Below are 23,613 nucleotides of genomic sequence, written 5' to 3' on the forward strand. Positions count from 1 at the left end.
ATGAGAATAGCCGCATATGCCGGCAAACTTCTTGAGGCCTCAAAGGTGTCCCGGAGGGCCTGCTTGGAACTGCTTTTTGAGGCTTTTTCAGACAAAGAAAAACCCGGCTGGTTAGGCCGGGTTCCTCAGAAATCCAATTGCTTGCAGGGCTTAGGCGGAAAGCGCCTTGACCCGCTGTGCCAGTCGCGAAACCTTGCGCGAGGCAGTGTTCTTGTGCAGCACGCCCTTGGTGGCAGCGCGCATCAGTTCCGGCTGGGCTGCAACGAAGGCGGCCTGAGCGGCGGCCTTGTCGCCGGAAGCCAGGGCTTCCTCGACCTTGCGGAGGTAGGTGCGGACGCGCGACCGACGGTTCTTGTTCACCGCGGTACGAGCGGCAATCTTGCGGGTAGCCTTCTTGGCCGAGGAGGTGTTGGCCATTGTGCCTCTCTTCTGATCTCTGTGGTGGCGCGAGCGGGTTCCCGCGGAGCGCAAAAACTGCTCGGGCGTCCCTGAGGCCGCCTCGGTTGGTGCGGCTTATAGTTCAGCTTGCCCGGCGCGTCAACGCGATTCAAGTCAACGGTTGCGGAAATTCGCAGACCTTTTCTCGGCAAATGCCGCCATGCCTTCCTTCTGGTCTTCGAGCGCGAACATAGAGTGGAAGACTCGGCGTTCGAAACGCAGGCCCTCGGCGAGCGTGAGTTCGTAGGTGCGGTTGACCGCCTCCTTGCACATCATCACGGCCGGCAGCGAGAAGTCGGCGATCTTGGTGGCGGCCTTCATCGCCTCCTCGATCAGCTCGCCCGCCGGCACGACGCGCGACACCAGCCCCGAGCGCTCGGCTTCGGCGGCATCCATCATCCGCCCGGTCAGGCACATGTCCATCGCCTTCGACTTACCGACAAAGCGGGTGAGTCGCTGCGAGCCACCCATGCCGGGCATGACGCCCAGCGTGATCTCGGGCTGGCCGAACTTGGCGCTGTCGGCAGCGATGATGAAATCGCACATCATGGCGAGCTCACAGCCGCCGCCCAGCGCATAGCCGGCAACCGCGGCAATCATCGGCTTGCGGTTGCGGGCGAAGACTTCCCAGCCGGAGAAGAAATCCTCCATGTAGGCGTCGACATAGGACTTCGCCTGCATCTCCTTGATGTCGGCGCCGGCGGCGAAGGCCTTCTCCGAGCCGGTGATGACCATGGCGCCGATAGCGGGATCGGCCTCGAAGGCCGCGGTTGCGGCGAGAAGTTCTGACAGCACCTGGGAGTTCAGCGCATTGAGCGCCTTCGGGCGGTTGAGGGTGATCAGCCCGACCTTGCCGCGTGTCTCGACGATGATGGTTTCAAAGGCCATGCCGCTCTCCCTAGTGCATGACCCCGAAAAACGGGATCGTTTTTCGGAAAGGATCATGCACAGATTTCAATATGCTACAGCGTCCTTTGCACGTCCAATTGGATGCGCGGCGCTGTAGGTGCAACCAGATGTGGCTCCGCTCTATCTTAACGCTGGCACTGGCGGCAATAGAAGGTTGAACGGCCGCTCTGGACGATGCGCTCGACATGGCCCGCACAGCCGCTGTGCGTGCAGGGCTCGCCCTCCCGGTCGTAGACCGAGAAGGAATGCTGGAAGTAGCCGAGCGAACCGTCCGTGTGGATATAGTCGCGCAGCGACGAGCCGCCAGCGGCAATGGCATCCGCAATGACGTCGCGGATCGACGTCGCCAGCAACTCTGCTTTCGCGCGGGCCGCCTTGCCCGATCCAGCGATGCTGCCGGCAGCACGCGTCGGCGCCAGGCCCGCGCGCCACAGCGCCTCGCAGACATAAATGTTGCCGAGGCCGGCGATCAGCCGCTGGTCGAGCAGTGCGGCCTTCAGCGGCGCCTTCTTGTCGCGGAAGAGTTCCGCCAGCAGCGCGCCGTCGAGGCTGTTGCCGGTCGGCTCGATGCCGAGGCCGGCGAGCATGGGATGTTCCGTGCCGTTGCGCTCGGCAAACAGCATGAAGCCGAAGCGTCGGGGGTCGTTGAAAACCACGCGGGCCGGTGCGCCCTTGGCGTCCTCGACATGGAAGACGACATGGTCGTGGGCTTCCGACTTGGAGCGTTCGTGGTGGAACGTGCCGGGCGCCGTGCCGTCCGCCTCGATCTCGATGCGGAACGAGCCGGACATGCCGAGATGGCAGATGAGCAGCGGTCCGTCCTCGATGTCGGCGGTCAGGTATTTGGCGCGGCGGCCGAGGGAGGCGATCCGGTGGCCGGCAAGCCGTTCCGAGAAGCGCTCGGGGAAGGGGTAGCGCAGGTTTGGCCTGCGGGTCTCGACACGCTCGATGCGCGCGCCCTCGAGCACCGGCTGCAGACCACGCCGGACGGTTTCGACTTCGGGCAGTTCAGGCATGGGCGTCGATCGATTTCAAGAATGAGGTTCCGTGCCGACCAGCGGGCAGGCCAAGATGTTCGGCGACGGTCGCACCTATATCGGCAAAGCTGAGCCTGAGCCCGACGTCGCCGCCGGCAAGGCCAGGCGCCAGGCCGATGACAGGGATGCGCTCGCGCGTATGGTCGGTGCCGCGCCAGGTGGGATCGTTGCCGTGATCGGCGGTGAAGATGATGAGGTCGCCGGGCCTGAGCTTTGCCAATGCTTCGGGAATGCGCCTGTCGAAGGCTTCAAGCGCTGCGGCATAGCCAGGCACGTCGCGGCGATGGCCGAACTCGGTGTCGAAGTCGACGAAATTGGCAAAGACCAGATCGCCGTCGCCGGCATCGTCCATGGCACCGAGCGCCTTGTCGAACATTGCCATGTTGCCGACGCCCTTGCGCACTTCGGAGATGCCGCGATGGGCGAAGATGTCGCCGATCTTGCCGATGGCGATCATCTTGCTGCCTCGCTCGGTCAGGCGATCGAGCAGCGTCGGCTCAGGCGGCGGCGTGGCGTAATCCCTGCGGTTCGGCGTGCGCTCGAAGGTCTCGCGGCTCTCGCCAATGAAGGGGCGGGCGATAACTCGGCCGATGTTGAGCGGATCGACGAGACGGCGCACCACCTTGCAGAGCTCGTAGAGCCGCTCGAGGCCGAAATGGGTCTCATGGGCGGCGATCTGGAGGACGGAGTCGACTGACGTGTAGCAGATCGGCTTGCCGGTGCGGACATGCTCCTCGCCGAAGCGCTCAATGATCTCGATGCCCGACGCATGGCAATCACCGAGGATGCCGGGCACCTCGCCTTCGCGGATGATCGCGTCCGTCAGCGATGCGGGAAAGGCCGGAACTTCTTGCGGGAAATAGCCCCAGTCGAAGGTCACGGGCACGCCGGCCATTTCCCAGTGACCCGACGGCGTGTCTTTGCCACTGGAGATCTCCTGTGCCGCGCCAAAGACGGCGCCGGGGGCAAGCCCGGTGTCGCCGCCGAACCTGAAGCCGGTCGCGATCCTCGACGCTTCGCCGAGGCCGAGCGCCGTCATGTTCGGAATATGTAGAGGTCCGCTGCGCAGGCCTTCACGTTCACCGCGGCCTTCGGCGCAAGCGCTCGCTATGTGGCGGAACGTGTTGGAGCCGGTATCGCCGAACAGCTCGGCGTCGGCCGCGCCGCCGATGCCGAAGGAATCCAGTACGAACAGGAATGCACGCGCCATCTATGTCGGGTTCCCGGTTGCCGGCTCATTGTCTTGACGCAATTCCGGATGGAAAACCGCTTTATACTTTTCCCGGAATTGCTCTCGTCCAGACATAAGATCAGCTGCCTGACTTGGCAATCGGGCGGCACGCGCCAACCGAGGCCGACGGCAGTCGACCGGTCTTCCGGGGGACTTCAGCAGTCAGCGCAGGGCACGGTAGCGCTTTGGCGCGGGCGCAGATAGTAGGTTTCGGTCATGGGAATGGTGTCGAATGCCGCTGCAAGGCCCAGCACCGGTTTGTCCTCTGCAGCCCAGGCGATGACAGGCTTGTAATCAAGATCGCTGTCGACTCGGATCAGGAAACCGCCGGGGGTCAGCAGGGCAGGCGGAACGGTGGTCGGCGTCCCCTTGGGGAGGGCCGTGCTGGTAACTCCATCGACGAGTTTCCGCGACCATGCGACCTTTACAGTCGGGGTGGCATCGGTCGACATCTCGATGGCGGTGATGGTGATCTTGCCTGAACTGCGATTGTAGGGCTGCAGGATCGACTCGCCGATCTTCAGCACGCCGTTGACCTCGGAAACGGAAATATCCTGCTGCTGGGTGACCAGATCGGCAACCATGGAGCCGACACGGCTGACCTTCTTGTTGATTTCGATCGCCTGGGAGACTTCCATCGTGACGAAGTACAGGCAGAGCATGATTGGCGCGACGAACGCGAACTCGATTGCTGCAACGCCGCGTCGATCGGAGGCCAGCTTTCCGGCGTGCCTGAACCATGCCGTTACAGACCCGCCGATCGCCTCGATCCCGGCCAGGAATGCGCGCCTTTTCATTGTCTGAATTTCTCCAGGCTCGAGGTTCGGGTCAGTTGTCATTGAACGGCTCGTTCTGCCATGTGGCAGTGGCGAACTGCAGCGTGTAATTGTCCTTCAGGTTCGACATGGAGGCGCGCATGAAGTCGGTGATGACGGGCCATTTGTAGAATACCCGCAACATGTTCTTGGACAGCGCCGGGCCTGGTGCGACGCCAAAGCCTGTTGTGTCGATGTCTCTGTCACTGGTCAGCTTGATCCGTTCTTTGGCCGCATCGGCAAACGTCGCGTAGCTGCGCAGGTCGACCAACAAGCCGGGACATCCCTTGGCGACGAGCACTTCGAGACGGCCGCAGATCTTCTGCTTGATCACGATCTCGTTGACGTCATTCCTGCTGACCTGGCCGGTACGCAGTTCGCGCGCTACCTCGTCGACCGCATTCGACAGCACTTGCTGGCCGGCGAACGCAATACAGCTTTCAAGGATTGCAAAAACGAGCATCGAAAAAGGGATCGCGAGCATGACGAATTCGACTGCGACGCTACCGTTCCGGTCACGCAAGAACCGCGCGAAGAACCCCCGTCGCTCGGTTTTTTCGTGCTGATTCATTGAAGTTGCAGTGCCGTTCATATCCAGGCCGCCCCATTGCCCGGCGGACATTAGCGGAAAGCCATTTAGGCCGAGTTTGGATGAAACGGAAAATTACACTGAATATCTTTACCGTGCGCTAACGAAAGGCCGTCGATGTCGTCGGACGCCGCAAGCCTTATTGGCCGCTCATCTCGCTTTCCGACATGCGTTCGGCATCGCTCTTGAAAGCACCTTCGCAATATGGCGTACACGACAAGGTTTGCACTTCGGAACGCCTGTAGATGCGAACCGACGACGCGGCGTGCCGGCTGACGGTCACCTGCTCGTCGACGATCGGCGTGCCTTCGGCGTCGAGCACAACCAGATTGGTGACGCCAAAGCCTTTGCCGGTGAGAACGATCGTCGATGCGTCCTGGACCGAGGCATCGGCGATGGCAGAGTTGCCAACCACGATGGTGTCGGCGGGCCTTGCCAGCCGGACAATCTTGGCCTGGTTCATTGTCACTTCGATGCCGGCTCCAGCCAACGCAGGAATGGCCGCGCTCGCCGACGCGATGACGACGAATGCCCAAATGAGGGTTCTCGACCTTGCCATTGAAATGCCTCTGGTGACTGGACGGACAGGCTGCTCAACGGAAGATGAACGATTTTGGTGAACCAAGGGTTAAGCCGTTTGGGGCCTCAACTCTTGGGTGAATTGAGGGCGGCCAGTTCAGTTGGCCCGGTCTCGGCGAAGCCATCCAAATTGCCCGCACAAATCGCGCCGATTACTTTAGCTGGCGGTTAACCACGCGGCTGCAATGCACTCTGAAAGGTTTCGCTAAGGCTGTTTCTTAAGTCGATCGAAACGGCTCCCCGATAGGTTGCAGTCATCCGATCAACGACAAAAGAAATCGTGACGGAAGTGCTGTAACACGGAGCAAGGAGCATACGATGTCGAAACTCATCGCACGTTTTGTGAAGGACGAATCCGGCGCGACCGCCATCGAATACGGTCTGATCGCCGCCCTCATCGCAGTTGCCATCATCGCCGGTGCCGGCTTTGTCGGTACGTCGCTGAACACGAAGTTCACGACGATCTCGAGCAAGATCGACGCTGCTGGTACCACCACCCCGTAAGTTAATATCTGTCAAACAGCGTACTTGTTAGGTGCGCACAGAAGGCCGCCTTTGGCGGCCTTCTTGCATTTATGGGCGCTTGAGCGACTTCACGTCAGATTAATCCGCTGGCCATAGAGTTGTTCCTCAAGCTAGCAATTGGGTCTCTCGATGCTCGAAGCGCTGATCCTGGTCGTCTTTCCGTTCTGCATGGTCTATTCGGCGCTGTCCGATATCATGTCGATGACTATTGCCAACCGTGTCTCATTGTTGTTGCTCGGCGTTTTCCTTGTCGTCGCGCCCCTCACTGGCATGGGCTGGGTCGAGGTTGGAATGCATTTCGCCGCCGGCGGCCTGTTGTTGCTGGTGACCTTTTCGCTGTTCGCACTGGGTGGAATGGGCGGCGGCGATGCCAAGCTGATTGCTGCAACCGGGGTTTGGATGGGGTTCGGCATCCCCTTGATGCAATATCTGCTGACCGCCGCCGTGCTCGGTGGTTTTCTGACACTTGCTATCCTGGCCTATCGCAGCTCCATGCTTTCGGCCGTCACAAGTCAGCGCGTTGTGTTCAGGAATCTGTCCAAGGACGCTGGTGGAGTGCCTTACGGGATCGCTCTGGGGATCGCCGGTCTTCTCACTTATCCCTCGTCTCCGCTGATGGTCTGGGCTATCGAGCGACTTTCGGCACAATGATGCGATCTGACGGGTAACTGTCCGTTAATCATGTCCATAAGCATCGCGTTAACCATAATTTGACGTTTGTCTAGTCAAAGTCCGGCTTGGCTTCATGGGTTGCCAGGGCGAGGTTCGGACAATGGCTGCATCGCGACTGATGATACTTGGCGTGGCAGTGGCCGCTGCGGGCGGTGCTGGCTATGTGGCCAAGAACATGTCCGCGCCACCTCCGCCCGAGGCCGCTGTCGAATCCAGCGTGCAGCAGCAGCCCCAGATTGCACTTACCGACGTTCTCGTGCTCACAGGCGACGTGCCGATGGGGGGCGTGATCGAAAGCAACATCGCCTGGCAGCCCTGGCCGAGCGATGCGGTCAATCCTGCCTTCATTACCCGCAGCACAGACCCGGATGCGGTTGAAAAGCTCAAAAGTTCCGTCGCGCGGCTGACGATGTACAGCGGTGAGCCGCTGCGCAAGTCGAAGCTTGTCGGCGAAGGTCAGAGTTTCATGTCGTCGGTGTTGCCGGCAGGCATGCGAGCAGTTGCGACAACGATTTCGGCGGATACGTCGGCCGGTGGTTTCATCCTGCCGAACGACTATGTCGACGTCATCATGACGCGCCGAAACGATGCTTCCAAATCCGGCGCCGGCTTCACCACCGAAACAATCCTGCAGAACATCCGGGTTTTGGCGATCGACCAGACCATCCAGGAGGATGAGGAGGGGAAGAAGGTAAAGGTGGGCCAAACAGCCACGCTGGAACTGACGGCGCAGCAGGCTGAGATCATCACCGTCGCCCAGCAGATGGCCGACAGATTGACCCTGGCACTCCGTTCGGTGGCAGACGCTCAGCAGAAGGACCTGACAGAGGCCGACTACCTCGTCTCCAGCAGCGGCAGGCGAGGCACCGTGCGCCTCATCAAGTCGGGCGAAATCTCGGAATCGGGAGTACAGAAATGAAGTCCTGCACGAGACTGCTCGCCACGACCGTCGCGATGATCGCTACCCTCGCAGCTGAGCCTGCGGCATTTGCACCGGCAACCGCCGAGGCTGCATCGCGGGCCCAGGTGGGATCGAACACAGCGAGCCAACGCGTCAAGCTCGGCCTCAACAAATCGGTGGTCATCGACCTGCCGTCGGACGCCTATGACATCCTGGTCGCCAACCCGACGGTCGCCGATGCCGTCACCCGCACGGCGCGCCGCATCTATTTGTTCGGCAAGGCCGTCGGACAGACCAACATCTTCGTCTTCGGCCCCAACGGTGAACAGATCGTCAGCCTCGATCTGGCCGTAGAGCGCGACGTCGCCGGCCTCGAGGACTACATCAAGCGTTTCATTCCCAATTCGCAGATCAAGGTCGAACTGATCAACGACAACGTCGTCCTGACCGGCACGGTCGATACGCCGCTTGACTCCAAGCGTGCGGTAGACCTGGCAACGATCTTTGTCACAGGCGGTGAAGCGACTACGGGCCAATACTCGCAGACCGCGTCCGGTGGTTCGCAGAATGGTGGCGTCGATATCAACAATCCCGACCAGGTCCGCCAGAAGAGCAAGATCGTCAACCTCCTGCAGATCATCGGCGAGGACCAGGTGATGCTCAAGGTCACCGTGGCTGAAGTCAGCCGCACGGTGATGAAGCAGCTTGGTGTCAACATGATTGGTTCGGGTGAAGCGAACGGCATCAGCTGGGGCGCGATCAGCGACAGCATCCCTGGCCTCGGCAAGCCGCTGGGTGCTTCGCAGATATCGCTCGGTACGTCCCTGCTGGACGCCTATGTCAACGCAATGGAACAGGCCGGCGTGATGAAGACGCTGGCCGAGCCGACGCTGACGGCAATCTCGGGTGAAAAGGCAACGTTCAAGGTGGGCGGCGAGTACAATATCGTCACCAATCAGAAGGACGGCAATACCTATGAGATTGAGAAGATCGACTACGGCATCGGGTTGGAGTTCCAGCCGGTCGTGCTGTCGCCGGGGCGTATCAGCCTGAAGATCCGTACGTCTGTTTCAGAGCCGACCACGGAAGGTTCGGTCAGTCTTTCCGGCGGCTTCAGGCGGGGTGACGCCTTCAACAAGCCGGGCATGACTGCACTGTCCATCCGCAAGCGACTGGCCGATACCACCGTTGAACTTCCATCCGGCGGTTCGATGATGATCGCCGGCCTGGTGCGTGATGACATGCGCCAGGCCATCAACGGCCTGCCGGGGCTGTCCAAGATTCCCGTGCTCGGCACTCTGTTCCGCAGCCGCGACTTCGTTCGCAATGAATCCGAACTGGTGATCATTGTGACGCCCTATCTGGCCCGCCCGGTGGCGCGCAACGAACTGGCCAGGCCAGACGACAATTTCAACGCCGCCAGCGACGGCGCCGGCATGTTCCTTGGCCGCGTCAATCGTGTCTACGGCACGATGAAGACGGACAAGCCCATGGGCCGCTATCACGGCGTCGTCGGCTTCATCTACAAATGATCGGGGATCGGGGCATGTCTCAGGCAACAATCAACGCCGCGCAGAAGACCGCCCGCAAGGGATCGGAAATGTCGCGCATCGTCCGCCCGCTTCTTGCGGCCGCCGCGGTTGCGCTCCTCGCCGGCTGCGCCACCAATCGCGACAGCGTCGTGGTCGGTTCCATTCCGGATGACTACCGCACCAACCATCCGATCGTCATCGCCGAAAAGAACCAGACGATCGACATTCCGGTCGGCAACACAGACCGCGGCATTTCCAGGGGGCAGGCGGAGACCTTCGTCGGCTATCTCAGCGAATATGACCGTCGCACCTCGCCTGCTCTGACCATCATGGCGCCAACAGGCGCTTCCAACGATATGGCCGCCACGACGGTCTCGCGCGAACTGATGCGCATAGCTGCCAAGAACGGCGTGCCGTCGAACCGTATTTCCATCGTCCGTTACCAGGCGGCCTATGCGGACGCGGCGTCGCCGATCCGCGTGACCTATACCGCCATGCGCGCCCAGACAGATCGCTGCGGCAGCTGGCCCGAGGACGTTTTGAACACGGCCGAGAACAAGCACTACGCCAATTTCGGTTGCTCGTATCAGAACAACCTTGCCGCTCAGCTCGCAAATCCGGCCGACCTGCTGGGGCCGCGCAAGCAGACAGCGATCGACGCCGAAAACCGTGGCGTGGTGATCGATGTCTATCGCAAGCGCGCGATCACAGGCGAATTCATCGACGCGTCGGAAGTGACTTATTGATCGTGCCAGTTACGGGAAGAACGGGAAAATGAGCAACCTGGCCTACGATTCCCAGTCCGAGAATGCGGAGCTGTCGCAGCAGGATATGGCTGTGATGCAGGCGCTTCGGCCTGTGCCGCGTATTTCGATCCAGGCATTCTGCGAAACCGAAAGCGTTTCCGGGCCCATAGAAAGAGCTGGCGAAGACCGGCGCATGGCCAAGGCCCATCTGCAGGTGCACATGGGCGGCATCGAGACGGCTATCGACGTCTATCGCAGCTCGCCGACGCCGAACCTGATCATTCTCGAATCGCGCCGTGAGCCCAAGGGCCTGCTCGACGCGCTGTATCAGTTCTCCGAGTTCTGCGACCCGACCACCAAGGTCGTCGTGATCGGTCATTACAACGACGTGGCGCTGTATCGCGAGTTGATCCGCTCGGGCGTGTCCGAATATGTCGTGGCGCCGATGTCGACCGCCGACATTGTCAGCGTCATCTCCTCCATCTTCGTCGACCCCGAAGCCGAGCCGATCGGCCGCTCGATCGCTTTCGTCGGCGCCAAGGGCGGTGTCGGTTCCTCGACCATTGCCCACAATGTCGCCTGGGCGATGTCGAGCCTGTTCAAGTCGGAAGTCGTCGTCGCCGATCTGGACCTGGCCTTCGGCACTGCCAACATCAACTTCGACCAGGATCCCGCGCAGGGTATCGCCGAGGCCGTGTTCGCGCCCGAGCGCGTGGACGAAGTCTATCTCGACCGCCTGCTGGCGCAGTGCGCGGAGCACCTGTCTTTGCTTGCGGCCCCGTCGACGCTCGAGCGGGTCTACGATTTCGATCCCGAGGCCTTCTCGCCGATCATCGATGTCGCCCAGCGCACGACGCCGCTGCTGGTGCTCGATGTTCCCCATATCTGGAGCGGGTGGAGCAAGACCACGCTCGTCAGGGCCGACGAGGTGGTGATCACCGCGACGCCGGAGCTGACCAACCTGCGCAACACCAAGAACCTTGTCGACATGCTCAAGCGCCTGCGGCCGAACGATCCACCGCCGCGCCTCATCCTCAACCAGGCCGGCATGCCCAAGCGCCCGGAGATATCGGCAGCCGATTTTGCCGAACCGCTCGGCATCGTTCCGATGTCGGTGATCCCCTTTGACCCGCTGCTGTTCGGCAATGCTGCCAACAATGGCCGCATGATCGGCGAAATGGATGCCAAGAGCCCGGTCACGCAGATGATCAACGAGATCGCACATGTGCTGACCGGACGTTCGGAAGCAAAGGTCAAGAAGCAGACCGGATTGGGTGGAGTTCTCGCTCGGCTCAAGTCCCGGAAGAAGTGATGCCGTCAGGCGGAGGTAGCAGGCGATCATGTTTGGCAAGAGAGGAAATGACGACGGCGGCCGTTCGGCACCGAGTTTCCGTCCGCTTGCGACGCAGCCGTCGCCCGCCGCACCACCCGCCGACACCCTGGCAGCGCCGCGCCCGGCTGCACCTGCGCCGGCAGCGCCCGTCGCCGCTCCACGTCGCATGGTCGAGTCCACGCCGGCTTTCGCACACGAGCCACGCAAGCCTCAGCGCGAGCGCAGCGACAATTATTACGATACCAAGAGCCAGGTTTTCTCGGCGCTGATCGACACCATCGATCTGTCGCAACTCGCCAAACTTGATCCCGACAGTGCGCGTGAAGAAATCCGTGACATCGTCAACGACATCATCGCCATCAAGAACTTCGCGATGTCGATCGCCGAGCAGGAGGAGCTGCTCGAGGACATCTGCAACGACGTGCTGGGTTACGGTCCGCTCGAGCCGCTGCTGGCGCGCGACGAGATCGCCGACATCATGGTGAACGGCGCCAAGAACGTCTATATCGAAGTCAACGGCAAGGTCGAGCAGACCAACATCCGCTTCCGCGACAATCAGCAGTTGCTCAACATCTGCCAGCGCATCGTCAGCCAGGTCGGCCGTCGCGTCGATGAATCCTCGCCGATCTGCGATGCGCGCCTGCCTGACGGCTCCCGCGTCAATGTCATCGCTCCGCCGCTGTCGATCGACGGTACGGCGCTCACCATCCGCAAGTTCAAGAAGGACAAGCTGACACTCGACCAGTTGGTCAAGTTCGGCGCCATCTCGCCGCAGGGGGCGGAGGTGCTGAAGATCATTGGACGCGTCCGCTGCAACATCGTCATTTCAGGCGGTACCGGTTCGGGCAAGACGACGCTGCTCAACTGCCTGACCAACTATATCGATCGCGAAGAGCGCATCATCACCTGCGAGGACTCGGCCGAACTGCAGCTGCAGCAGCCGCATGTCGTGCGTCTTGAAACGCGTCCGCCCAACCTTGAAGGCGAGGGCGAGGTGACAATGCGCGACCTCGTCAAGAACTGCCTGCGCATGCGTCCCGAACGCATCATCGTCGGCGAGGTGCGCGGACCTGAGGTCTTCGATCTGCTGCAAGCGATGAATACCGGCCACGACGGCTCGATGGGCACGATCCACTCCAACAGCCCGCGTGAATGCCTGAACCGCATCGAATCGATGATCGCCATGGGCGGCTTTTCGCTGCCGCAGAAGACCGTGCGCGAGATCATCGTCGGCTCCGTCGACGTGATCATCCAGGCTGCCCGCCTCCGGGACGGCTCGCGCCGTATCACCCACATCACCGAGGTGATCGGTATGGAAGGTGATGTCATCATCACCCAGGATCTCGTCCTCTACAACATCAAGGGCGAGGACCAGAGCGGTCGCCTGTTGGGGCACCACGTCTCCACCGGCATCGGCCGCCCGCATTTCTGGGAGCGTGCTCGCTACTATGGCGAGGAATCGCGGTTGGCGACGGCGTTGGAAGCCATGGAGAAAGGAGCTGCCTGACATGCGGGAGTCCGATCTCAGGCACGCGGGGAGCTAGTCCATCATGTTCGGGCTCGACCCCACGATGCTGCTTTTCATCGTCCTCGCCGGCCTGAGCGCCGGGCTGGTCGCCTATGCGTTCCTGTACAGGCGCATTGAGAGCGAGAGCAACACCGAGCGCCGGCTGTCGACCATTCGCCAGGCCGAGACCGACCGTTCGGTGGTCAGGGCCTCGCGTGATCGCACCGCCGAAATAGCCAAGCGCCGCAAGTCCGTCCAGGACTCCCTCAAGGAGCTTGAGGAGAAGCAGAAGGCCAAGGATCGCAACATCAGGAAGCCTCCGATTAAGGTGCAGATCCGCCAGGCCGGCCTTCAGGTGACCATGGAGCGTTTCTACATCTACTCGGCTGTGGCAGGCGTTGCTGTAACTGCCCTGCTGTTTATCCTCGGTGCGCCGTTGATCCTGCTGCCGGGCGGCCTGCTTGTCGGTGCGGTCGGCCTGCCGCGCTGGTTTGTCGCCTTCCATCGCAATCGTCGGGTCAAACAGTTCCTCGAAGAGTTTCCCAATGCCCTCGACATCATCGTGCGCGCGGTGAAGTCCGGCCTTCCGCTGAATGACGGTATCCGCCTGATCGCGTCGGAATCGCCGGAGCCAGTGCGCGGAGAATTCCGGCGCATGGTCGAGGCTCAGCAAGTGGGCGTTTCGATCCCGGATGCCGCTTTGCGCATGACAGAGACCATGCCGTGCCCCGAAGCGGGTTTCTTCGGCATCGTCATCCAGATCCAGGCCCAGGCCGGTGGCAATCTCTCCGAGGCGCTGGGCAACTTGTCGCGCGTGTTGCGTGATCGCAAGAAGATGAAGGCCAAGGTCCAGGCGCTTTCGATGGAAGCGAAGGCCTCAGCTGCGATCATCGGCGCCTTGCCGATCATCGTCGCGACCCTCGTCTATCTGTCGAGCCCCAACTACATCATGCCCCTGTTCGTCACGAGCACGGGCCATCTTATCCTGGGCATCTCCGGCATCTGGATGTCGATCGGCATCTTTGTCATGCGCAAGATGATGAATTTCGAGGTCTAGCGGGAATGACCGATCAAGTCGTCAAGGCGCTCACCGATCCGTCATTCCTGATCGCATTGCTGGTCGGCATCGCCGTGTTCGCAACCGTTTTCACTGCCATGCCGTCGCTTATGGGCAATCCGCTCAAGGCGCGCATGAAGGCCGTGGCGCTCGAACGCGAAGAACTGCGTGCCAAGCAGCGTGTTCGCTTTGCGGCCGAATCCGACCGCAGGCAACGCGGCCTCCGCGAGCAGCAATCGATCAAGATGCGTTCTATCGTCGAGCGGCTGGACCTGCGTCGCGCACTTGTCGACGAAGGCACGCTCAACAAGCTGAAGGTAGCGGGCTTCCGCGGCCAGAACCCCCTGACGCGTTTTCTGTTTTTCCGCCTGGTGTTGCCCATTGTCGGCTTTGCGTTCGGCTTGGTCTACGTGTTCCTGCTCGGCGGTGTCGCGGACAAACCGCTGTTCATGAAGCTGTTTGTCTGCATCCTGATGGCCTATGTCGGCTTCTACCTGCCGGTGCTCTACGTCTCCAATCGGGCCACCAAGCGCAAGCAGTCGATCCAGCAGGCCTGGCCCGACGCGCTGGACCTGATGCTGATCTGCGTCGAATCTGGCATGTCGGTCGAGGCGGCGCTGCGCAAGGTTGCCGACGAGATCGGCTCCCAATCGGTCGATCTCGCCGAAGAGTTCGTGCTCACCAATGCCGAGCTGTCCTATCTCAGCGAACGCCGCATTGCCTATGAAAACCTTGCGTCCCGGACCGGCCTGGACACCGTGAAATCAGTCACCCAGGCGCTGGTGCAGGCGGAGCGCTACGGCACACCGGTCGCCCAGGCATTGCGCGTGCTTGCAAGCGAAAGCCGCGACATGCGCATGACAGCGGCCGAGAAGAAGGCGGCCGCGCTGCCGCCGAAGCTCACCGTGCCGATGATCCTGTTCTTCCTGCCGGTGCTGTTCGCCATCATTCTGGGGCCGGCCGGCATCCAGATCAGCCAGCGCGGTCTCTTCGGCGACCAGCCGCACGCCAGCAGTGAGTAGGGCGACTGCTATTTGAGGAATGAAAAAACCGCGTCGGTCGACGCGGCTTTTTTTTTGATTCGGTCGCTGTCCTTAGGGTCAGTTCTTCTTCGACTTGCCTTCGGACTTGATCTGGTTCCAAGCATTCTGCTGCGACAGCATCGAACGAAGATAGGCTACGTTGGCCTGGGCCTGTTCGGGCGAAAGCTCCTGGCCGGCGATCTGTTCGGCCTCGTCGAAACGGCCCTGCAGTCCCACAGCCAGCGCGAGGTTCTGGCGAACGCGGCTGTCGGCGCCGGGCTGCGAGACAGCCGAACGCAGGTAGGTTTCTGCCGATTTCAGGTCGCCCTCGAGCACATAGGACATGCCGAGATTGGACAGGATCGAAGGTTCGTTCGGCTGCAGGTCGAGCGCCTTGCGGTAGAGATTGCGGGCTTCCTGCGTCTGGCCGAGCTGGTCGAGGATGGCGGCCTCCGCCGAGACCAGCTTCCAGTCGGGATATTCAGGGGTCTGGGCGCGGCGCACGGCGCTGAGCGCCGGCTGGAGTTCGCCCGATGCTGCCAGTGCCTTGCCATAGGCGGCGAGCACGTCCCGATCCTTGGGATAGCCGATGGCGAGCTTGCGCATCACTGCCAGCGACTGGTCGGTCTGGCCCTTGACCTGAAGGGCGGTTGCGTATTGCAGGGCAACCGGCTTGTTGTTGGGATCGCTGGCATATTTGCGCCCAAGCTCGGTGGAGGAGCCGGGCAGCGAACCGGTCGACATCTGGTCGACTGCGGCGCCCGAGCGCGAGATCGAGCCGGTGGTCATCTTGCTGGTGCCGCAACCGGCGACGCCCGCCATCAACAGCGTCACGAAGGCCGCTCTCGCAAGGCGTTTTCCCGTTGCGTTCATCGAGCGATTGGTCAACATCGGAGCTAGCTCTCCATTCGTCCGCGGCCGTTCGCCGGCCATCTTCCCGCCTTGGAGAAATAATCTGTTAACCCTAACGGATGGTTAAGGGCGTCCTGATGTGACGTGACATCCGACAGCGAAGGATAAGGAAATGCCGGTCGAACTTCTCGATGCCAAGCCAGACGATGCCCTGCCAATCCACCTGGTGGCCAAGGATGGCCTGGAGCAGGCCGGGTTGCAGCCGGCCATACGTGCCTGGGCCGAAGCCAATGGCTTTGCCGGCGAGGCGGGCAAGGTTCTTGCCGTGCCCGGGGTGGACGGCAATCTGGCCGGCGCGCTGTTCGGTACCGGCAAGGACGAGAACGGCCTTGGCTTCGGCGCGCTCGCCCGCGGCTTGCCTGTGGCCAACTGGCACTTTGCCCGGCAGCCGGCCCATCCGGAACTCGCCGCTCTCGGTACGGTCCTCGGCGGTTATGTCTTCACCCGCTACGGCAAGAAGCCGGGCAGGGAACTCGGCCTTTCGGTGCCTGAAGGTGTCGACAGTGCGCGGCTGAAGCGGCTCGTCGATGCAGTTTTTCTCGTTCGCGATCTGGTCAACACGCCGACCAACGACATGGGGCCGTCCGAGCTCGAGGGTGCTGTCAGGGCGCTGGCGCAGCAGCATGGCGGGCAGGTTGCGGTCACGCTCGGCGATGATCTGCTTCGCCAGAATTTCCCGATGATCCACGCCGTCGGCCGCGCTTCCGCCGATGCGCCGCGCCTGATCGACCTGACCTGGGGGGCTGAGGATGCGCCGAAGGTGACGCTGGTCGGCAAGGGCGTGTGCTTCGACACCGGCGGCCTCGACATCAAGCCGGCATCCAGCATGCTTTTGATGAAGAAGGACATGGGCGGTGCTGCCAATGTCCTCGGCCTCGCCGCGATGATCATGGGCGCGAAACTGAAGGTTCGGCTCCGAGTACTGATCCCGGCCGTCGAGAACTCGATCTCCGCCGATGCGTTCCGTCCCGGAGACGTGCTCCAGAGCCGCAAGGGGCTGACGGTCGAAATCGGCAATACCGACGCCGAGGGACGTCTCGTGCTGGCCGATGCGCTCACACTCGCCGACGAGGAGCAGCCGCATCTGCTGGTCGACATGGCAACGCTGACCGGGGCCGCGCGCGTCGCACTCGGACCGGACTTGCCGCCGTTCTACACCGACGATGAGGCCTTGGCGGCAGAACTGGCTGCGGCATCACTCGCCGTCGAGGACCCTATCTGGCGCATGCCCTTGTGGAAGCCCTACGACGCCAAGCTGTCGTCCAAGGTGGCTGACATGAACAATGTCACCACTGACGGTTTCGCCGGCTCGATCACAGCGGCGATGTTCCTCAAGCGCTTCGTCGACAAGACGTCGTCCTGGGCCCATTTCGACATCTTTGCCTGGAACCCGACCGATCGGCCTTACGGTCCCGTTGGCGGCGAGGCGCAGGCCATCCGTGCCTTGGAGAAGGTCATTTCGGCGCGCTTCGGCTGATCGTTCGGCGGGGCGGGGGCTCATACCTTCGCCCTGCCACCGTCTCAAAATCTTCTTGAATGAAACGGAACCGAAACAGATTGTGTGGATGCTGGCGGAATGCCGATCGCGTTGCGCCCGAGCCAGTCGCTGAAACTGCTGCAGCAGTTTGCCTTGTCCGAGGTGCGTGACGACGCGCCCGACCTGACGTTGCGCCAGATGGCGATCCTGTTGACCATCTATCTCGAACCGCCGCCGCACACGGTGCGCGGGCTTGCCGCCAAGCTGAACGTCAGCAAGCCCGTCATCACCCGCGCTCTCGACACTATGGGCGCGCTCAAGCTGGTGTCGCGCCACCGCGACGAGCTCGACAAGCGCAACGTGCTGATCAGGCGCACGGTAGAAGGCGCGCTCTATGTCGAGCGTTTGGGCGATGCTATCATCGCCAAAGCACTGGAGCTTCCGATTTGACCATCCACGACAGCCGCCTTCACGCCTTCCGCCCCGACCTTGCCGATGCTCGCCTTGAGGGGCAGGTTGCAGCCCAGCGCTTCGTCGCCGGCCGACCGGCACGCATCACGGCCTCCGTCGCCGATGTCCGCAAGGCCGGGCGCCCCGATTCGGGTCTCAACACGCAGCTGCTTCACGGCGACGACGTGCTGGTGTTCGACGAGGCCGAAGGTTTCGCATGGCTACAGGCTGAGCGCGACGGTTATGTCGGCTATGTCTCATCGGCCGATCTCGCGCCCCGCACGTTCGAGCCGACGCATCTGGTGACGGCGCTCCGGACCTTCGTCTATCCGGGACCTGATATGAAGTTCCCGCGCAGCGGCCAGCTGTCGATCGGGTCGCGCGTCGCTGTCACCGGTTTTGCCGAGACTCGCGGCACGAGCTACGGCATCCTGCCGTCGGGCGAGGCGATCGTGCTCCAGCATCTGGCGCCGCTGGGAACCACCGCCGACGATTTCGTTGCGGTCGCCGAACGCCTCATCGATACACCTTATCTGTGGGGCGGCTTCAGCGCCTTCGGCATCGACTGCTCGGGCCTCGTCCAGCTGTCGATGCGCATGGCCGGCAACAACGTGCTGCGCGATTCGGACATGCAGGAAGCGTCGCTTGGCACGCTGGTCGACGCCGGTCCTGATTTCTCGCGTCTGGAGCGCGGTGACCTCGTCTTCTGGAAGGGCCATGTCGCAATCATGACCGACACGGAAAACATGATTCACGCCAACGGCCACACCATGACCGTCGCCCGAGAGGGCCTGCGCGCTGCCATCGACCGTATCGGCTATCTCTATGGCGGGCCGACAGGTTTCAGGCGACCATGACTGCTTTCCACTCCCCGTTTACGGGGAGAGGATGCCGGCAAGCAGCTGAGGGGCGGCGCAAACCTTAGAAGCCTGGTACAGCCCCTCATCCGGCCCTTTGGGCCACCTTTTTCCCGTAAACTGGGAGAAGGAAATTCGCCTCAGTACCCCGCCGCGCGGTCGACCAGGTTTTCCAGGGGGTCGCCGCGTTCAAAGGCGTCCATCTGCTTGAGCATTGGCCCGACGAGATGCGCCGGGTCGGACGTCGCGGCTGCGTGCGGCGTCACATAGACCTTGGGATGTCCCCAGAGCGGGCTGGTCTTGGGCAGGGGTTCGACCTCGAACACGTCGAGGCTCGCTTCCTTCAGCGTGCCGTCGTCGAGTGCGCGCAATATGTCGGCGTCGTGCTGCAGCTTGCCACGGCCAGCATTGATGAGCACGGAGCCGCCGAGCCCGTTGCGCCGGCGCAGTTCCTTGAGCAGCCCGTAATTGACCATGCCCTTGGTCGTGTCGGTTAGAGGCAGCAGCACGACAAGGATGTCGGTGGCGTTGAGGAACGGCACCAGCCCGACATCGCCGGCGAAGGTGGTGACACCTGCGACATCCTGCGGCCTGCGGCTCCAGCCATTGACGCGGAAGCCGATGGCGCTGAGCGCGTTGGCGGCGGCGCGGCCAAGATTGCCCAGCCCCATGATGCCGACGGAGATGTCCTCGGCCGGCCGCTGCGGTGGCTCGTGCCAGACCTTCTTGGTCTGCTGTGCCCGGTAGAGCTGGCCCTGGCGATGATGGTCTAGCACCCGCCACAGCACATATTCGACCATGTGCTGGGTCAAATTGTCGGCGACGACGCGGACGATCGGCACGTCTGGCAGGGTCGTGTCGGCGAAGACATGGTCGACGCCGGCGCCGATCGAGAAGATGGCCTTGAGGTTCGGCAGCTTGGCCAGCAGGCCGGGCCGCTGCTTCCAGACGACCGCATATTCGATGCTGGGATCGGCCTCGCCATTTGGTTCGAGCACCACTTCGCGCTCTTCCGACAGCATCTCGTACCAGCGCTGCGGGCTGAAACCGGTGATTGCGAGAAGTATCTTGCCCTTGGCTGCCATGCTGCTGTCCTGAATGTCCTGCTATTCGCTGACCACGCCCGACGGCGCTGTTTCGATCTTGAACGCCGCCGAGATCAGCGCCCTAGTGTAATCGGTTTGCGGGCGCTCGAAAATCTGCTCGGACGTGCCCGTTTCCACAACCTTGCCGTTGCGCATGACGATGACCTCGTTGGCCAGCGCGCGCACGACCTTGAGATCGTGGCTGATGAACAGATAGGCGAGGTCATGCTTGGCCTGCAGGTTGCGCAGAAGATCGACCACCTGCGCCTGCACGCTCATGTCGAGCGCCGACGTCGGTTCGTCCAGCATGACGAAGCGCGGCTTGAGCACCATGGCGCGGGCTATGGCTATGCGCTGGCGCTGGCCGCCGGAGAATTCATGCGGGTAGCGGAAGCGCGTCTCGGGGTCGAGGCCGACCTCGCGCAGCACGTCGACGACCGCCTTGTCGCGCGCCGCGGCGTTGAGGCCGGGCTCGTGGATCTTAAGGCCTTCCTCGATGATGTCGGCCACGGCCATGCGTGGGCTGAGCGAGCCGAACGGGTCCTGGAAGACGATCTGGAGCTCGCGCCGGAGCGGCCGCATGGCGTTGAAACTGAGCTTGTCGATCTCGCGGCCGTTGAAGTCGATCTTGCCTTGCGACGAGATCATCCGCGCCAGTGCGAGGCCGAGCGTGGTCTTACCCGAGCCGGATTCGCCGACGACGCCGACTGTCTGGCCGGCGCGGACCGCAATGTCGATGCCGTCGACGGCCTTCACATGGTCGACCGTCTTGCGGAAGAAGCCCTGCTTGATCGGGAACCAGACCTTTACGTCGGAGCCGGACATGACCGTCTGCGCCCCGGTATTCGTCTCCGGCGGCTTGCCCTTCGGCTCGGCCGCCAGAAGGTGCTTGGTGTAGCTGTGCTGCGGGTGGGCGAAGATCTCCTTCGTTGGACCCGTTTCCACGATCTTGCCGCGCGTCATCACGCAGACGCGGTCGGCAATGCGGCGGACGATGCCGAGGTCGTGGGTGATGAACAGCATCGACATGCCCTTGCGGGCCTTGAGCTTGGCGAGCAGTTCGAGGATCTGTGCCTGCACGGTGACGTCGAGCGCCGTCGTCGGCTCGTCGGCGATCAGAAGCTCCGGCTCGTTGGCGAGCGCCATCGCGATCATCACGCGCTGGCGCTGCCCGCCCGAAAGCTGATGCGGGAAGGCCTCGAGTCGCTTCCTAGGGTCGCGGATGCCGACCTCTTCGAGCAGTTCGAGCGTGCGGGCCTTCGCCTGCTTGTCGCCCATGCCCTGGTGCAGGGACAACACTTCGACGATCTGCCGCTCGATGGTGTGCAGCGGATTGAGCGAGGTCATCGGCTCCTGGAAGATCATGGTGATCTTGTTGCCGCGCACCTTGCGCAACGCATTCTCGTTCAGGGCGAGCAGATCCTGGCCGCCAAACATGATGCGGCCAGATGGGTGGCTCGCCGGCGGGTAGGGCAGCAGCTTCAGCACCGAAAGTGCGGAGACCGATTTGCCCGAGCCGGATTCGCCGACCAGCGCCACGGTCTCGCCCTTGGCGATGTCGAACGAGATGTTGTCGACGGCGACAGTCGTCGTACCGCCCTGGGCGAAGGCGACTGTCAGGTCCTGGACGGAAAGGAGAGGGGACATACTCACTTGAATGTCTTCCTCGGATCGAAGGCGTCGCGCACCGCTTCACCGGCAAAGATGAGCAGCGACAGCATCAGCGAGATGACCACGAAGCCTGACAGGCCGAGCCACGGTGCATTGAGGTTGCGCTGCCCCTGCTTGAGCAACTCGCCGAGCGAGGCCGAACCGGGCGGCAGGCCGAAGCCGAGGAAATCGAGCGAGGTCAGCGTCGAGATCGAGCCGTTGAGTATGAAGGGCAGGAAGGTCAATGTCGCCACCATCGCGTTGGGCAGAAGGTGGCGGAGCATGATCGTCCGGTTGGGTACGCCGAGCGCGCGCGCCGCATTCACATATTCGAAGTTGCGGGCGCGCAGGAATTCGGCGCGCACCACGCCCACCAGCGCCACCCAGGAGAATATCAGCATCAGTCCGAGCAGGATGAAGAAGCCCGGTGGTAGGATGGCGGACACGATCAGCAGCAGATAGAGCACTGGGATCGCCGACCAGATTTCGATGAAGCGTTGGAACAGAAGGTCCGTCCAGCCGCCAAAATAGCCCTGCATGGCACCGGCCGTCACGCCGACCACCGCCGAGCCCAGCGTCAGCGTCAGGCCGAACAGCACCGAGATGCGGAAGCCATAGATGACGCGGGCCAGCACGTCGCGGGCCTGGTCGTCCGTACCGAGCCAGTTCCAGTTGCCGACGGTGCAGTTGGGGTCGTCCACGCCCTGCGGGTACCGCTGGCAGCGCACCTCCTTGGGGTACAGCCAGGATGGCTTTGCCGGTGCTGCCTCGGGAATCTCGTTGTTGGTGGTACGGTAGGAATATCGGATCGGCGGCCATATCGCCCAGCCATCGGCAGATATCGCCTCCTGCACCACGGCCATGCGGTAGTCGGTGATCGGCAGGAAGCCGTCCGCGCCGAGGAACGTCTCCTCCGGATAGTCACTGACGATGGGCGAGAAGAATTCGCCCTTGAAGCGGATCAGAAGCGGCCGGTCGTTGGCAATGAGTTCCGAGAACAGCGACAGCACGAACAGGACGAGGAAGATCCACAGCGACCAGTAGCCGCGCTTGTTGGCCTTGAAACTGTGCCAGCGACGCTTGTTGAGCGGCGAGAGCCAGGCCCGCTTTGCCGGCGGTGTCATCGTGTCGGTCGCGGACATCAGACGTCCCTCCGCTCGAAGTCGATGCGGGGATCGATCCAGGTATAGGTGAGGTCAGAGATCAGGCTGACGAACAGGCCCATCAGGGAGAAGATGTAGAGATTGGCGAAGACGACAGGATAGTCGCGGTCGAGCACCGAACGGAAGCCGAGCAGACCGAGGCCGTCGAGCGAGAAGATGTTTTCGATCAAAAGCGAGCCGGTGAAGAAGGCCGAGATGAAGGCGCCCGGAAAGCCGGCGATCACGATCAGCATCGCGTTGCGGAACACGTGGCCGTAAAGCACTTGCCGCTCGGACAGGCCTTTGGCGCGGGCGGTGACGACATATTGCTTGCGGATTTCGTCGAGGAACGAATTCTTGGTCAGCAGCGTCGTGGTGGCAAAGGCCGACAGCACGAGTGCGGTGAGCGGCAGCGTGACGTGCCAGAGATAGTCGAGGATCTTGCCGCCCAGCGACAGCTGGCTGAAGTTCTCCGACGTCAGGCCGCGCAGCGGGAACCAGTCGAAGAACGAGCCGCCGGCAAACAGCACCATCAACAGGATGGCAAACAGGAAGGCGGGGATGGCGTAGCCGACGATGACGACGCCGCTGGTCCAGATGTCGAAGGTGGAACCGTCCTTCACCGCCTTGCGGATGCCGAGCGGAATCGAGATCAGGTAGGACAACAGCGTGATCCAGATGCCGAGCGAGATCGACACCGGCATCTTCTCCAGGATCAGGTCGATCACCGAGATGTCGCGGAAGTAGCTGTCGCCGAAATCGAAGCGGATGTAGTTCCACATCATCATGCCGAAGCGTTCGAGCGGCGGCTTGTCGAAGCCGAACTGCTTTTCGAGCTTGGCGATGAATTCGGGGTCCAGCCCCTGCGCGCCGCGATACTTGGACGTGGTCTCGCCGCCGGCAACGTCGAAATTGGTGTGGCCGCCGACGTCGCCGCCGCCACCCGACAGACGGTCGCCGGCGTCGCCGCCCTGGCCGGTCAGCTTGGCGATGACCTGTTCGACCGGTCCGCCGGGCGCGAACTGGATGACGGCGAACGAGATTGCCATGATGCCGATCAGCGTCGGGATCATCAGAAGGATGCGCCGGAGGATATAGGCGCCCATCAGGCGATGCTCCCATGTGCAAACGGGGCTTCAGGAGCAGT

General features: G+C 62.3%; 24 protein-coding genes. 12 read left to right on the forward strand and 12 right to left on the reverse strand.

The window, feature by feature from the left end; genetic code table 11:
• Positions 1–150: 150 nt before the first annotated feature.
• The 7 genes from rpsT to B015_RS0103255 all read right to left on the reverse strand — a co-directional run bounded on the left by rpsT (position 151) and on the right by B015_RS0103255 (position 5,578).
• Entirely contained in the window at positions 151–417 is a 267-nt protein-coding gene (gene rpsT, locus B015_RS0103225) for a 30S ribosomal protein S20 (RefSeq protein WP_018426222.1), read from the reverse strand.
• Positions 418–552: 135 nt separating this feature from the next.
• The gene (locus B015_RS0103230) at positions 553–1,326 is read right to left on the reverse strand and encodes an enoyl-CoA hydratase (protein ID WP_018426223.1); all 774 of its coding nucleotides are present in this window, start codon (positions 1,324–1,326) and stop codon (positions 553–555) included.
• 146 nt (positions 1,327–1,472) lie between these two features.
• The gene (gene mutM, locus B015_RS0103235; RefSeq protein WP_018426224.1) at positions 1,473–2,363 is read right to left on the reverse strand and encodes a bifunctional DNA-formamidopyrimidine glycosylase/DNA-(apurinic or apyrimidinic site) lyase; all 891 of its coding nucleotides are present in this window, start codon (positions 2,361–2,363) and stop codon (positions 1,473–1,475) included.
• A complete protein-coding gene (locus B015_RS0103240; protein WP_018426225.1) occupies positions 2,356–3,594 on the reverse strand; it encodes a phosphopentomutase in 1,239 nt (412 codons plus the stop codon). Before B015_RS0103240 ends, mutM begins: the two co-directional genes overlap by 8 nt.
• Before the next feature lie 176 nt (positions 3,595–3,770).
• Complete coding sequence (locus B015_RS0103245; protein ID WP_245262114.1) at positions 3,771–4,454, reverse strand: TadE/TadG family type IV pilus assembly protein; 684 nt, start codon at positions 4,452–4,454, stop codon at positions 3,771–3,773.
• On the reverse strand, positions 4,444–5,022 hold the full coding sequence (locus tag B015_RS0103250) for a TadE/TadG family type IV pilus assembly protein (RefSeq protein ID WP_051091888.1): 579 nt from the start codon (positions 5,020–5,022) through the stop codon (positions 4,444–4,446). Before B015_RS0103250 ends, B015_RS0103245 begins: the two co-directional genes overlap by 11 nt.
• A 136-nt stretch (positions 5,023–5,158) precedes the next feature.
• Positions 5,159–5,578, reverse strand: coding sequence for a pilus assembly protein N-terminal domain-containing protein (locus B015_RS0103255; protein WP_018426228.1), 420 nt, complete (start codon positions 5,576–5,578; stop codon positions 5,159–5,161).
• Positions 5,579–5,916: 338 nt separating this feature from the next.
• On the opposite strand from B015_RS0103255, the gene B015_RS0103260 reads away from it, so the two are divergent.
• The 9 genes from B015_RS0103260 to B015_RS0103300 all read left to right on the forward strand — a co-directional run bounded on the left by B015_RS0103260 (position 5,917) and on the right by B015_RS0103300 (position 14,893).
• Positions 5,917–6,102, forward strand: coding sequence for a Flp family type IVb pilin (locus B015_RS0103260; protein ID WP_018426229.1), 186 nt, complete (start codon positions 5,917–5,919; stop codon positions 6,100–6,102).
• Positions 6,103–6,252: 150 nt separating this feature from the next.
• Positions 6,253–6,774 (forward strand): prepilin peptidase, encoded by a 522-nt coding sequence (locus B015_RS0103265; RefSeq protein ID WP_018426230.1) that lies wholly within the window; start codon positions 6,253–6,255, stop codon positions 6,772–6,774.
• A 121-nt stretch (positions 6,775–6,895) separates the two neighbouring features.
• Positions 6,896–7,714, forward strand: a complete 819-nt coding sequence (gene cpaB, locus B015_RS0103270; RefSeq protein ID WP_018426231.1) for a Flp pilus assembly protein CpaB — start codon at positions 6,896–6,898, stop codon at positions 7,712–7,714.
• 35 nt (positions 7,715–7,749) lie between these two features.
• A complete protein-coding gene (locus tag B015_RS0103275; RefSeq protein WP_051091936.1) occupies positions 7,750–9,228 on the forward strand; it encodes a type II and III secretion system protein family protein in 1,479 nt (492 codons plus the stop codon).
• 14 nt (positions 9,229–9,242) lie between these two features.
• A complete protein-coding gene (locus B015_RS0103280) occupies positions 9,243–9,974 on the forward strand; it encodes a CpaD family pilus assembly lipoprotein (protein WP_026226832.1) in 732 nt (243 codons plus the stop codon).
• A 28-nt stretch (positions 9,975–10,002) separates the two neighbouring features.
• Positions 10,003–11,286 carry a CpaE family protein gene (locus tag B015_RS0103285; protein WP_018426234.1) on the forward strand — a complete coding sequence of 428 codons (1,284 nt, stop codon included), beginning with the start codon at positions 10,003–10,005 and terminating at the stop codon, positions 11,284–11,286.
• Between the two features lie 28 nt (positions 11,287–11,314).
• Positions 11,315–12,814 (forward strand): CpaF family protein, encoded by a 1,500-nt coding sequence (locus B015_RS0103290; protein WP_018426235.1) that lies wholly within the window; start codon positions 11,315–11,317, stop codon positions 12,812–12,814.
• Between the two features lie 43 nt (positions 12,815–12,857).
• Positions 12,858–13,871, forward strand: a complete 1,014-nt coding sequence (locus B015_RS0103295; protein ID WP_018426236.1) for a type II secretion system F family protein — start codon at positions 12,858–12,860, stop codon at positions 13,869–13,871.
• A 5-nt stretch (positions 13,872–13,876) separates the two neighbouring features.
• The gene (locus B015_RS0103300) at positions 13,877–14,893 is read left to right on the forward strand and encodes a type II secretion system F family protein (protein ID WP_018426237.1); all 1,017 of its coding nucleotides are present in this window, start codon (positions 13,877–13,879) and stop codon (positions 14,891–14,893) included.
• A gap of 78 nt (positions 14,894–14,971) precedes the next feature.
• Here the strand turns inward: B015_RS0103300 and B015_RS0103305 are convergent, their stop codons facing one another.
• Positions 14,972–15,784: a tetratricopeptide repeat protein gene (locus B015_RS0103305; RefSeq protein ID WP_018426238.1), complete on the reverse strand. Its 813-nt coding sequence runs from the start codon at positions 15,782–15,784 to the stop codon at positions 14,972–14,974.
• A gap of 133 nt (positions 15,785–15,917) precedes the next feature.
• Here B015_RS0103305 and B015_RS0103310 point away from each other — a divergent pair, with 133 nt between their 5' ends.
• The 3 genes from B015_RS0103310 (at position 15,918) to B015_RS0103320 (ending at position 18,589) form a co-directional block, all read left to right on the forward strand.
• Positions 15,918–17,282, forward strand: a complete 1,365-nt coding sequence (locus B015_RS0103310; protein ID WP_018426239.1) for a leucyl aminopeptidase family protein — start codon at positions 15,918–15,920, stop codon at positions 17,280–17,282.
• Between the two features lie 99 nt (positions 17,283–17,381).
• A complete protein-coding gene (locus tag B015_RS0103315) occupies positions 17,382–17,732 on the forward strand; it encodes a MarR family transcriptional regulator (RefSeq protein ID WP_018426240.1) in 351 nt (116 codons plus the stop codon).
• The gene (locus B015_RS0103320; protein ID WP_018426241.1) at positions 17,729–18,589 is read left to right on the forward strand and encodes an NlpC/P60 family protein; all 861 of its coding nucleotides are present in this window, start codon (positions 17,729–17,731) and stop codon (positions 18,587–18,589) included. The genes B015_RS0103315 and B015_RS0103320 overlap by 4 nt, the downstream gene beginning before the upstream one ends.
• Positions 18,590–18,729: 140 nt before the next feature.
• On the opposite strand, the gene B015_RS0103325 is transcribed toward B015_RS0103320, so the two are convergent.
• The 4 genes from B015_RS0103325 to B015_RS0103340 are packed head-to-tail and all read right to left on the reverse strand — an operon-like array spanning position 18,730 to position 23,572.
• A complete protein-coding gene (locus B015_RS0103325) occupies positions 18,730–19,674 on the reverse strand; it encodes a glyoxylate/hydroxypyruvate reductase A (RefSeq protein ID WP_018426242.1) in 945 nt (314 codons plus the stop codon).
• A gap of 21 nt (positions 19,675–19,695) precedes the next feature.
• Entirely contained in the window at positions 19,696–21,327 is a 1,632-nt protein-coding gene (locus tag B015_RS0103330; RefSeq protein WP_026226833.1) for an ABC transporter ATP-binding protein, read from the reverse strand.
• Positions 21,324–22,466 carry an ABC transporter permease gene (locus B015_RS0103335; protein WP_018426244.1) on the reverse strand — a complete coding sequence of 381 codons (1,143 nt, stop codon included), beginning with the start codon at positions 22,464–22,466 and terminating at the stop codon, positions 21,324–21,326. The genes B015_RS0103330 and B015_RS0103335 overlap by 4 nt, the downstream gene beginning before the upstream one ends.
• Positions 22,466–23,572, reverse strand: coding sequence for a microcin C ABC transporter permease YejB (locus B015_RS0103340; protein ID WP_018426245.1), 1,107 nt, complete (start codon positions 23,570–23,572; stop codon positions 22,466–22,468). Before B015_RS0103340 ends, B015_RS0103335 begins: the two co-directional genes overlap by 1 nt.
• Between the last annotated feature and the right edge of the window lie 41 nt (positions 23,573–23,613).

Source organism: Hoeflea sp. 108 (genome assembly GCF_000372965.1).
GTDB lineage: Bacteria > Pseudomonadota > Alphaproteobacteria > Rhizobiales > Rhizobiaceae > Aminobacter.